Origin of the sequence: Streptomyces sp. P9(2023) (genome assembly GCF_032436795.1) — a bacterium.
GTDB lineage: Bacteria > Actinomycetota > Actinomycetes > Streptomycetales > Streptomycetaceae > Streptomyces.
This window is the reverse complement of the sequence record NZ_JAUPWM010000213.1, coordinates 1-373: the sequence shown is the minus strand read 5'-3', so window position 1 is coordinate 373 and position 373 is coordinate 1. Positions and strand designations below refer to the sequence as shown.

Here is a 373-nt window from a genome sequence, read left to right as displayed (position 1 = left end):
TTGAAGTCGATGCGAATAGCCCTGAGTTTAATGATCCAACTAAGTTCATTGGTCAAGTTTATAGTCAGGAAGAAGCACTTAAGCTAGCGGAACAATACAACTGGGAAGTTCGTGAGGACGGTAAATACTACCGTCGTGTGGTGGCGTCTCCGCAGCCGAAATCTGTGCAAGAGAGCCACATCATCAAGCAAGCTCTTGAGCAGGACAATATTGTGATTTGTTGTGGTGGTGGCGGTATCCCTGTTGCTGAGAGTGATGGCGTAATGGGCAATATCGATTGTGTGATCGATAAAGATGCAACCGCATCTTTGTTGTCACGTGAAATCGCTGCAGATTATTTCCTCATTCTGACAGATGGGGACGGTATTTTTAT

General features: G+C 45.3%; 1 pseudogene. It reads left to right on the top strand.

Annotated elements, in window-relative coordinates:
- A pseudogene (locus tag Q5762_RS37395) lies at positions 1-373 on the top strand (carbamate kinase); the annotation flags it as partial.